Source organism: Nitrospirota bacterium (assembly GCA_016207905.1).
Classification (GTDB): Bacteria; Nitrospirota; Thermodesulfovibrionia; order Thermodesulfovibrionales; family JdFR-86; genus JACQZC01.
In genome coordinates, this window is sequence record JACQZC010000065.1 from 1 (window position 1) to 11046 (window position 11046).

General features: G+C 42.7%; 13 protein-coding genes. 8 read left to right on the forward strand and 5 right to left on the reverse strand.

The window, feature by feature from the left end; translation table 11 throughout:
• Positions 1-638: 638 nt before the first annotated feature.
• Positions 639-881, forward strand: coding sequence for a hypothetical protein (locus tag HY805_08260; protein ID MBI4824204.1), 243 nt, complete (start codon positions 639-641; stop codon positions 879-881).
• Between the two features lie 3 nt (positions 882-884).
• Here the strand turns inward: HY805_08260 and HY805_08265 are convergent, their stop codons facing one another.
• Together HY805_08265 and HY805_08270 are read right to left on the reverse strand one after the other, a co-directional pair.
• A complete protein-coding gene (locus HY805_08265) occupies positions 885-1085 on the reverse strand; it encodes a hypothetical protein (GenBank protein MBI4824205.1) in 201 nt (66 codons plus the stop codon).
• Positions 1086-1104: 19 nt separating this feature from the next.
• Positions 1105-2259: a beta-propeller fold lactonase family protein gene (locus tag HY805_08270; GenBank protein MBI4824206.1), complete on the reverse strand. Its 1155-nt coding sequence runs from the start codon at positions 2257-2259 to the stop codon at positions 1105-1107.
• 57 nt (positions 2260-2316) lie between these two features.
• Between HY805_08270 and mtnP the strand changes: the two genes are divergently transcribed.
• Genes mtnP through HY805_08305 form a run of 7 tightly spaced genes read left to right on the forward strand, consistent with a single transcriptional unit; the run spans position 2317 to position 9647 of the window.
• A complete protein-coding gene (mtnP, locus tag HY805_08275) occupies positions 2317-3084 on the forward strand; it encodes an S-methyl-5'-thioadenosine phosphorylase (GenBank protein ID MBI4824207.1) in 768 nt (255 codons plus the stop codon).
• Positions 3085-3094: 10 nt separating this feature from the next.
• Positions 3095-3628 carry an adenine phosphoribosyltransferase gene (locus tag HY805_08280; GenBank protein ID MBI4824208.1) on the forward strand — a complete coding sequence of 178 codons (534 nt, stop codon included), beginning with the start codon at positions 3095-3097 and terminating at the stop codon, positions 3626-3628.
• Between the two features lie 52 nt (positions 3629-3680).
• On the forward strand, positions 3681-4682 hold the full coding sequence (locus HY805_08285; protein ID MBI4824209.1) for a 6-bladed beta-propeller: 1002 nt from the start codon (positions 3681-3683) through the stop codon (positions 4680-4682).
• 60 nt (positions 4683-4742) lie between these two features.
• A complete protein-coding gene (locus HY805_08290) occupies positions 4743-5597 on the forward strand; it encodes a universal stress protein (GenBank protein ID MBI4824210.1) in 855 nt (284 codons plus the stop codon).
• Positions 5584-8232, forward strand: coding sequence for a cation-transporting P-type ATPase (locus HY805_08295; protein ID MBI4824211.1), 2649 nt, complete (start codon positions 5584-5586; stop codon positions 8230-8232). Before HY805_08290 ends, HY805_08295 begins: the two co-directional genes overlap by 14 nt.
• A 12-nt stretch (positions 8233-8244) precedes the next feature.
• On the forward strand, positions 8245-9264 hold the full coding sequence (locus HY805_08300) for an HAD-IA family hydrolase (GenBank protein MBI4824212.1): 1020 nt from the start codon (positions 8245-8247) through the stop codon (positions 9262-9264).
• Between the two features lie 2 nt (positions 9265-9266).
• Positions 9267-9647: a hypothetical protein gene (locus tag HY805_08305; GenBank protein ID MBI4824213.1), complete on the forward strand. Its 381-nt coding sequence runs from the start codon at positions 9267-9269 to the stop codon at positions 9645-9647.
• A gap of 70 nt (positions 9648-9717) precedes the next feature.
• On the opposite strand, the gene HY805_08310 is transcribed toward HY805_08305, so the two are convergent.
• The 3 genes from HY805_08310 to HY805_08320 all read right to left on the reverse strand — a co-directional run bounded on the left by HY805_08310 (position 9718) and on the right by HY805_08320 (position 10803).
• Positions 9718-10041 (reverse strand): hypothetical protein, encoded by a 324-nt coding sequence (locus HY805_08310; GenBank protein MBI4824214.1) that lies wholly within the window; start codon positions 10039-10041, stop codon positions 9718-9720.
• 245 nt (positions 10042-10286) lie between these two features.
• Positions 10287-10613 carry a type II toxin-antitoxin system PemK/MazF family toxin gene (locus tag HY805_08315; GenBank protein MBI4824215.1) on the reverse strand — a complete coding sequence of 109 codons (327 nt, stop codon included), beginning with the start codon at positions 10611-10613 and terminating at the stop codon, positions 10287-10289.
• Positions 10600-10803, reverse strand: a complete 204-nt coding sequence (locus HY805_08320) for a hypothetical protein (GenBank protein MBI4824216.1) — start codon at positions 10801-10803, stop codon at positions 10600-10602. Before HY805_08320 ends, HY805_08315 begins: the two co-directional genes overlap by 14 nt.
• Positions 10804-11046 lie beyond the last annotated feature (243 nt).

Here is an 11046-nt window from a genome sequence, read left to right on the forward strand (position 1 = left end):
CCAGTCCGAAATCAAACTCACTCTCTCGTCCATAGGTCTCACCTCTCTCCATGGCATCGCAATACCTCCTTGCTCTGCCATTATACTGTTACCCATGTCCGTAGGTTAATCTGTTACCTATGTTAGCAGGTTGCACCCCCCCTCACCCCCCTTTAGAAAAGGGGGGTTGGGGGGATTTTAGAACAAAGTTCCCCTATTCTCTAAAGGAGATTCTTTTTAGGGGTATGGGGGCAAAGCCCCATACCTTAAGACAGGGTGGGTGGGTGGGAAGATAAAATAATTTTTATACAACATTTTGTCTCATATGTATCTGAACTTATTCAGCTGTGAATTGCCTCATCAAAAATCTTGATAAAAAGGGGATACTCAGGTATTGGTAAAGGAACTGAGGAAATCTTTTAATGCAAGAAACAAGACCTGAACCCATTGACTGACCCCATTGAGAACCCCATAAATCACTCGGCATGAAAACCCACTTGCAATTTCTCAAAGACAATGGCATTATCCATGACTAAGAAAGGCACGCCAGGATGGGACGAAATTATAGATATGAAATGGGAGGAACTTGTAGAACTCGCAAAAGAAAATCAAGGGTTAAGAACAGTTTTGAAATTATTAAGAGATAAAAGGTTTGACAGATGAAAGAAACCTCGTTAAAAAATTTGCTCTCATTTTTAAACAGATTGAATGGGAAAAAAATAAGTTATTCTTTGGAGCACAATAGCAATAATGCAATAATGGTTATTGTTGTTGTACCTGGGCAAAGGTGGGAAGTAGAATTTTTTGATGATGGCAGCATCGAAGTAGACCGATTCATAAGTACAGGAGAAATAGAAGATGAAAGCATACTTAAAGATTTGTTTGAAAAATTCTCTGAATGACGGCTATTTTTTCTCATCCCAGTAAAGTGCCTTTTTCAGGCTCAGCCCTTTTTGGGATATGACCCTTTCATAGTAAAGCCTTCTTTTTAGATAGCCCTCTATCTCAGGCATGAGGAACTCTTCGGAAATGGCATATAAGATACTAAAGGCGCAAAGGACTGCCATGAGGAGTATGATTGCCTTGAATTTCTTTTCGTCTCTCATGACATAGAGTCATTCTGATTTAAAGCGGTTTTTCATGTCTGACAGGGGATTGTTTGAATGTAAAGACCTTAAGGGTTCCTGAGCTATAATTGGCAACCCAGACCTCGATGAGGTCTTCGTCCTGAAACACATCAACGCCAACCGGGTGGCTGTGTGAGGGCCATTTTCCAATAGGTCTCAATCCGTCTGCTGAAAATGCCTGAAGCATGTCTGAGTTATAGCACACTGCAAAAAGTGTCTTTCCGTCTCCTGTGAGTGCTATTGTCCGTGGCGACTTGCATGTAGATGTCTTGACCATGGTGTTTTTGGCAGTATCGACCACGGCAAGCATGGACTCTATGTTCAGGGATGTATAAAGGAGACCGTCCCTGAAAGCAATATGCCTTGGGTTTAAGCCAACTGTTATCTCGGATGTCTTAGTCAGGGTTTCAAGCTCTACTACGCTTATCACATTATTGCCCATCTCGGCTATATAGAGGTGTTTGGAATCCGACAAAAGCCCCCGTGGTATCCGTGCACTAATATCCTTTACCTTGACCCAGTCTCTCGGCTCAGGGGAATCTATCCTTATAACGCTTACTGTGTCAGAGTGCCAGTTTGAAACAAAGAGATATAATCCATCCTTGCTTGAAGTTATGACCTTTGGCGTAATGCCTGTCTCGATAAAGGGGAGCCTGACATCTTTAACGATATGATTGTCGCCATAGACCTCTATAGTTGCTTTCTTATAGGGCATGTCAGAGATGAATGGAGCGTTTTCTTTAAGGTCCCAGACAACCACTCCTCCTGCATTATGCAGGGAGACCCATAGGAAGCGTCCATCATGGGTTATATGTGCCTCTACAGGCTTTTCTTGAAGGGAGTTAAACCATATCTTTTTTTCGTAATCGAAACCCTTTCCCGAATGTGGAATGAATGAGAGTTTTCTTAATAAAGTCCTCGATTTTCTGTCAAACTCATAGACGCTCATACCCTCGAGGTTCATACAGTAGACCTTTGAGCCATCAGAACTTATAACGACTGATTTCACTCCAGCCCCAGCAGGGATAGTCTCTACATTGAGTAGCCTTATCTCTTCTGCATGGACTCCGCTGACAAACAATATTAATACTGCTAAGGCTATGACGATGCGACTTGTCATGGTAGTGCTTAATACTACCACAAAAACAGGCAATTAGAAACCCTTTCCCTCGCTTGACTTCAAGCCTCTTTTTCGTATATCTTTTAAACCATGACAATTAAGGTAGGAATCATAGGAGGCAGTGGGCTCGATGACCCGAAGTTAATGAAAGATGTAAGGGAAAAGGCTGTAAAGACTCCTTATGGAAAGCCCTCATCGGCTCTGACCATCGGCAGGATAAACGGTGTCGAGACAGTCGTCCTTGCAAGGCATGGCAAAGGGCATTCGATATATCCGACTGGCGTAAATTACAGGGCTAATATATATGCACTTAAGAAAGAAGGCTGTACACACATCTTGGCAGGAACTGCAGTTGGCTCTCTCAGGGAGGGCATAAAGCCCGGAGACCTCGTATTTCCCGACCAGTTCATAGACCATACAAAGCATAGGCCACTTACATTCCACGAAGAGAAGGTCATCCACACGCCAATGAGCGAGCCATTCTGTAAGGAGCTAAGGGCTCTTCTTTGTGGCTCTGCAAAGGAACTCAGGCTCAGGCACCACAAAAAGGGCACTGTCGTTACAATAGAAGGACCTCGGTTTTCCACAAAGGCAGAATCCCACATGTTCAGACTTCTTGGTGCCGATGTTATAAATATGTCCACTGTGCCTGAGGTAATATTAGCAAGGGAAGCTGGAATCTGCTATCAGAGCATTGCTATGTCAACGGATTATGACTGCTGGAAAGAAGGCGAGGAGCCTGTCACATGGGACATGATAGTAGATATAATGACAAAGAACTCGGAGAATGTAAAAAGACTTCTTATAAATACCATTCCAAAGATTAAATACATAGAATGCCAATGTAGAGCCGTATAAAGGAGGAAATATGCCGATAAAATCCAGAATAAGAACTATACCCGATTACCCTAAGAAAGGCATTATGTTCAGGGACATAACCACACTCATCAAAGACCCTGTTGGCTTCAGGCTTGTGGTAGACAACCTTACACAGAGGTATATCAAAGGAGATATAAAGTTCGATATAATCGTTGGCATAGAATCGAGAGGCTTCATAATAGGCGGTGCCCTTGCCTATGCATTGGGCAAGGGGTTTGTGCCAATAAGGAAGCGGGGTAAACTGCCTGCTGAAAAGGTGTCTCAGGAGTATTCTTTAGAATACGGCACAGACAGTATCGAGATGCATACAGATGCAATAGGAAAAGGCACAAAGGTTCTCCTCGTAGATGACCTTCTTGCAACAGGGGGCACTGCATTGGCATCTGCCGCACTCATAGAGAAGTTGGGTGGCAAGGTGGCTGAGATGTGTTTTGTTGTGAACCTGCCTGATGTGGGAGGCATTAAAAAGCTTGTCTCAAAAGGATATAAGGTCTTTACGCTGACTGAGTTTCAGGGAGATTAACAGGATTATCCTTTGAGTTTACAACTGCTAATAGTTTATAATTAATAGTCTTATGCTGAAACTAAAATATATCTTTATATATGTCCTTACGGCTGTTCTTATTGCCTCGTGTGCAGAGTTTCCAAGAGAAAGCCCGCCTGAGCTATACTGGCCTTTTCCTCCAGAGAAGCCCCGTGTCAAGTTCCTCGAACTCATTATTGGAAGCATAGATGTAGTTGGCGTAAGGGGGAAGTTTCATCGACTCCTTTTTGGAGAGGAAACAGAAGTTACATTCAGAAAACCAGCATATATTGCAGTCAAAGACAATGTCCTTTATATCACAGATGTTGGTGTTATCCATGTCTATGACTTTAACAAAAGAAAGTTCAAGATTTTGGGCAGAGGTCTCCTTGGCAATGCAACCGGCATTGCAGTTTCCCCTGATGGCAGGGTATTTGTAAGCGATTCGGCGAGAAAGCAGGTATTTGTTTTCAACCCCGAAGACAACACTGCGACGATATGGACAGACACGGATGTCTTTGAAACACCTGCCGGGCTTGAGATAGACGAGGTAAACGAAAGGTTATTAGTGGTTGATTCCAAGAAACACAATGTAACTGTCTGGAGCCTGAATGGCGATTTTTTGTTTTCTATTGGAGGAAGGGGTAGAGATTTCGGAGAATTCAATTTCCCATACGATGTGGCAGTTGACAAAGAGGGCAAGATATATGTAATAGATACCGGCAATTTCAGGGTCCAGATATTCGACAAAGACGGTAAGTTCCTCAGCGCATTTGGAGGTGTTGGCTCGAACATCGGCAGTTTCGCAAGGCCAAAAGGTATAGCTTTAGACTCGGCAGGGCATATATATATCGTTGACTCCGCATTCGGGAATTTTCAGATATTCGGGCCTGACGGGAGTGTTTATCTCGTTGTTGGCTCAAATGGCAATGAGCCAGGAAAGTTTACTCTGCCAATGGGCATATTCATAGATAAAGACGACAAGATATATGTCGTTGACCAGATAAACAGAAGGATTCAGGTATTCCAGTATATCAAATACGAAAACGGGTAGTCTCATAGGTTAAAACACAAAAGCCTTTTCCATCCCCTTAAATTGAAGTATAATCTTTTTATGTACAAGAGGATTCTCACTGCAGTCAACGAGCACCTGAACTCAGAGGTTACTGCAAGATATGCAATGAGTCTTGCAAGGGTTGGAGGGGCTAAGCTCTATATTTGTTTTATTGCAGAAAAAGGACAGCCGACTTCGGTTATAGAGCGGGCAGAGGAGGCAGTGAAAAGGATATTCATCTCAGCAGAAAAGGCAGGCATCTCCTCTGAGGCAATAACAGAGACAGGCGAGCCTGTAAGAAGAATCTCGGAGCTTGTCAGACAGGAAGGCATAGACATTGTTTTTGCATCGACCCGAAGGGCAGATATCCAGAGAAGGTTTTTTGTCGAGACAATCGCAAAAAGGCTGTCCCTCAACCTTCCATGCTCTACTGCTATTGTCAGGGTCGTTCATATAGGAAGGCTCCATCCAAAGGAAATCCTTCTGCCTCTTAAAGCAAGGATTGACCACATAGAGGAGAGGGCATACTTTGCTGCAAAGATAGCCCAGGCATTTGACTCGAAGGTTTTCATCTTCCATTCGCCAAAACCAATATCGAGGTTTTTCCATGGCGAAATCCACCTAAGCCCACTTGAATGGGAAGAGAAACTGTCTGTAGATATGGCACACTTCATGGAGCACCTGAGCAGATACAAGGTCATACATGAAAAGAAATTCACCCCCGGCAGGGCAGGCAGGGCAATTGCAATAGAAGCCGCATCCCGAAGGCATGACCTCATAATAATGGGCGAAAGCCAAAGAAGCCTCCTTAGCAGTATACTCAAAGGCAACCCTGTCGAAGATATGCTGAGGGACACGCCCTCAGACCTCATAATATTCAATGCCCGCATGAAGACATCTCATGAAAATACATAATCTCCAAACACAGGATGTCCTTCATAGTCTCGTTACATCGGAGTTCGGACTTAAGGAAGAGGAGGCACAAAGAAGGCTCTCTGAGTTTGGACCAAATGAGATAAGGGAGGCAAAAGGAAAGCCTCTTCCATTGAGGTTTTTAGGACAGTTTACGCATTTCCTTGCAATACTTCTATGGCTTGGTGCAGGGCTTTCGTTTTTATCGGAATATCTTAACCCCGGTCAGGGGATGCTTGTCTTAGGCGTTGCAATAACCGCAGTTATATTCATAAATGCGGTATTTACATTCACACAGGAATACAGGGCAGAAAAGGCTTTGGAGTCCTTGAAAAGACTTTTGCCATTTCATGTAAGGGTTATAAGGGATGGCAGAGAAAGAGAGATTCCTTCCGAGGGGGTTGTGCCAGGGGATGTTATATTAATCGGAGAAGGCGATAAGATTCCAGCAGATGCAAGGCTCATCGAGACCTCCTATTTAAAGGTAAACAATGCACCTCTTACAGGAGAATCCGAGCCTGCAATAAGAAATCATACTGCATTTCAGGCTGAGTTCATGGATAGCCCAAATATCGCATTTGCAGGCACAACCGTCCTTAGCGGCTCGGGAAAGGCAGTGGTCTTTGCCACTGGTATGAGAACTGAGTTTGGAAAAATCTGCCACCTTACATCCGCAGTTACAGCTGGGTTGAGCCCCCTTCAGAAGGAGATAATAAAGGTAACGAGGATTGTTGCCTTTATTGCAACAGCCATGGGCATTACCTTTTTTGCAATCGGACACATAATCGGAAGGACATTCTGGGAAAACTATTTATTTGCCATAGGCATAATAGTTGCCAATGTCCCTGAGGGTCTTCTTCCGACAGTGACCCTTTCGCTTGCAATGGGAAGCCAGAGAATGGCTAAAAGGAAAGCCCTTATAAGAACCCTTACATCTGTTGAGACATTAGGCTCAGTCACAGTCATATGCACAGACAAAACAGGCACACTCACAGAGAACATAATGTCAGTAAGAAACCTATGGGCAGGTAAAGAAATCACCTCCATCGAAGATGTAAAAAGGAAAGACCTCGACATACTCACAAAGACCGCATATCTCTGTAATAATGCACGGTTCCTCGATGGTCAGTATAAAGGAGAGCCAACAGAGACTGCACTCCTTAAGGCAGTAAGGGAGTCAATTGGAGATATAGAGGCAGAGCGTATCTTAGAAATTCCCTTTGACTCCGAAAGAAAGATGATGACCACAGTGAATCTCTTTAAAGGCAAAAGGATGGCATTTACAAAAGGAGCGATGGAAAGACTTCTGCCTTTATGCAGTCGCATGCTCTTAGATGAAAGGGAGGTGCCTTTGGACGAATCCCTGAGAGAAAAGACCATATCTACATACCATACATTGATGGACAACGGTTTAAGGGTCCTTGCATTTGCTTATAAGGAAAGCTCCGAAACAGACATGGAGGACATTGAAAGAGATATGGTATTTACAGGGCTTATAGGGCTTCAAGACCCTCCACGGCAAGAGGTTCCACCTGCAATCGACAGATGTAAAAGGGCAGGCATAAAGGTGATTATGATTACAGGAGATGCCTCAAGAACAGCACTTGCCATAGGAAAAGAGATATGCCTTATTAAGGAAAATCCAACTGTAATAGAGGGCCCTGAATTTGTCCGGATGAGCGATAAAGAGCTAAGGGATAAGCTCAGGGCAAAAGAGATAATATTTTCGAGGATGACCCCAAAACATAAGATGAGGGTTGTCTCGCTCCTTCAAGAGCAAGGAGAAAGGGTTGCAGTTACAGGAGATGGCGTAAACGATGCACCTGCCCTTAAAAAGGCAGATATAGGGATAGCCATGGGTATAACAGGCACGGATGTCGCTAAGGAGGCATCTGATATGGTTCTTTTAGATGACAATTTTGCTACTATCGTCAATGCAATAGAGGAAGGAAGGGCTGTTTATGCTAACATTAGGAAATTCATAAGCTACATATTCACATCCAATATACCGGAGATTGTGCCCTATTTAGTCTTTGTGCTTCTAAGGGTTCCGCTTCCCCTTACAATCATGCAAATCCTTGCAGTTGACCTTGGCACCGATATGTTGCCTGCCCTTGCATTAGGTGCCGAGAGACCAACAGAGGGGCTTATGAAGGAGCCTCCGAGGTCACCAAAAGAAAGGATTCTTAATCTAAGGCTCATGAGCAGGGCATACCTGTTTTTAGGCCCTATCGAGGCAATGGCCGGGCTTTTCGGATTTTTCTATGTGCTTAAAGGAGGAGGCTGGCAATGGGGTGAGATGCTTCCCTCAAACAGTCTCCTTTACATGCAGGCAACTACAGCATGCCTGACTGCAATCATAATAACTCAGGTAGCAAATGTCTTTGCCTCGAGGTCTTTTAGGGAATCCGTCTTCAGCATCGGGTTCTTTACAAATAGGCTGATATTCATCGGCATCTTAGTTGAGCTTTCACTTCAGATATTTATAGTCTATCATCCGTGGGGAAATAAGATATTCTCGACCTCTCCCATCTCCGTTACGGTCTGGCTTATCCTCATCCCCTTTGCAGTCGTTCTTTTCCTTGCAGAGGAGATAAGGAAGATGTTCTTAAGGGGAAAATACACCTTTAAATTGTGATATAATCCCTTTATGTCAACCAGGCTTATAATATTTGACCTTGACGGAACACTCGTTGACACAGTAAAAGATATTACAAATTCCTTAAACCATGCAATAAAGCCCTATGGCATTAAAGAGCTAAGTGTTCATGACACCGTAAAGCTCGTTGGAGAGGGCATCACAAGGCTTATAGAGAAAGTCATTGGGGAGGAAAACTACGGATGCAAAGAGGATGTGATAAAAAGGTTTCTTGAGTATTATACAGAGCACCTTACCGAGTATTCCACATCATACCCTCATGTGATGGGAACACTCGAGAAACTTCATGGTTATAAAAAGGCAGTAATATCGAATAAGTCAGAGGCTCTCTCAAGAGCCCTTCTTGAAAAGTTGGGACTTCTTAAATACATAGACCTTGTTGTTGGAGGCGATACTGTCTCGGAAAAGAAACCCTCGCCTCTGCCAGTCATTCATGTGCTCGAAAACCTTCGCATTGCCTCATCCGAGGCAATCATGGTAGGCGACAGTCCCTATGACATAGAGGCAGGCAGAAAAGCAGGTGTAAAGACAGTTGCAGTTACATACGGCTACAGGGAAAGAGACCTGCTCGATAAGGCTGACTATATGATAGATGGCCTCAAACAGCTTATTCCGTTTCTTTACGAAGAAGAACTGATGCTCGAAAGGCGAAGGGAAAAAAGATACCCTGTTCCAGAGATTTACCGTAAATACATCGAGATGAAAATAAGAAAGGTCTCAGGGGACCTTATAGATGTCGGTCTTTTAGATTTCAGCGAGCATGGCATAAGGATAAAAAGCCCTGTGAGGTTTTTTGTTGGTGAGCTTATAGACTGCATTGCCTCAATCCCTCAGTCTCTGACAAGAGATGTTACATTCAAAGCAATAATAAGGCACTGGGTGGTAGCAGGAGATGGGTTTATCATCGGAGCAGAGATAAAGGAGGTGCAAGATGCAGTCTGGTTCAGAATCTTCAAAAGGGTTCATGACTTTATATCTGAAAAAGAGTATTTTCACGAAGAAGGGGAATAAGGATGGCACTTAGGTATCTTCTTTTTGGTCAGTTCCTTATCAAAAAAGGCATAATTACAAATGAAGATGTCTTGAATGCAAGGATAATGCAAAAGAGAAATAACCTCAGGATAGGTCAGCTTGCAAGAAAAAAAGGATGGCTCGATGAAAGCGATGTTGAGAGAATCCTCATGTTTCAGGAAGAATCAGGCAATAAATTCGGAGAGATTGCAGTTGAGAAAACCTATCTTACGGACTCACAGGTAGACGCCTTGCTTAAAGAGCAGGAAGACTCCCATCTTTATTTTGGAGAGTCGCTTGTCAGGCTTGGGGTTATCTCGAGGGAAATACTTATTAAGGAACTCGAAGAGTTTCATAATCTAAGACTGTCCTGCCCTGTGTGACCTGCTTAGTTGCTTCGACAATCCTGCCAAAATGATAATGTTCTAATACAGGGACAAACTCCGCAAACTGCTACAACTTCTCCCAGAGTAGTTCTTCTAAATATTTTCTGTAAGCCTCATTGACACTAATATTGGGGTATCTTAATAATTTAGGCCCTTCAGATATAGGCATTTTTATAACCAAATCAAGAGTTATTAGTTCGTCTAAATATGAACTATGTGTGTTCGCTCTTGATTGTTGTCTTTTAAGCCAATCATTTATTTCATTTTCCGAAAATTTTCTTGGTCCCTCTAAGAGAAGAATTTTTAATAATCCTTCGGCAGGTCGTCCTGCTATTTTGCTAATTGTGTCCTTTACATGTTGCCTTTGAGCACTCTCAAAACCTGTAAGCAACTGCACTTTCTCTATAACTAAAGGTATTGAAATAATTTTCTATTGTAGGAGAAAGCCATTCATCTTGGTCTTTGTATTGGAAAATAAAGAACGCTTTATATTTTTCCTTACTCAAAAGATAATCTTTATCTGCAGGTGAGAGATTGCATCTCATAGGATGATGGTCGGGGCATTTAATATTAAATCTTTCCATATTTTTTACAATGTTGCCCTTTCCTTAAAACATAAACTCTATCCAGCTAATTCTACAACGAGAAAATTCTTTTGAGGATTGACTTCAAGCCCTCTATTTCCGAAACACTTAATGCCCCTAATTTCTTTCCAATATATCGCTTTTCTATGGTTGCCAGTTTTCCAAGTCTAATATACGATTCAGCTAAAAGACCGCAGGTCTTCCATTCAAGTATTTTATAATCTGCGGTAGTGTTATACGCCTGCGTGGTTATTCTTGCCACAACTACATCCATATCTTCTGAATCATAAAGAATAACCGCGGGTCTTTTGGAAATGCCCTGTAAATCAGTATGGGGAAATACAACAATAACTATATCCCCTAATTTATAGGCTGTCATAGATTGCGTCTTCCTCTGAATAACCCTTTAGAAATTGAGACATTGCAAAACTGTTCCACACTGAGTCCTCATCTTCAATAAGAAGCATAACCCTTACTTTTGTGTCAGGTTTCAGTTTGTCTTTAAGATTTTCTGGGATAGACAAATGTCCATCAGCCAGCACATCCGCATAGTATTCATAAGCTTTCATTTTTACCTCCATCTCTGCAATTCATACAAAAATTATACCATACTACCCACCCTGCCTTGTTCTAATTTTCCCTTCCTTTTCCTGTCAAGGAATTTCTATAAGTAAGTGTTCAACATTCACATGGGTTACATTTTAACCTATGGACATGGGTTACACTTTTCTTACTTTGGGTCTGACCTTCCCTTTTCTTAAATCAAGAACTCCAATAGGGTGGAAGCCAAAGCGTATCTCATGGCAAGCCTC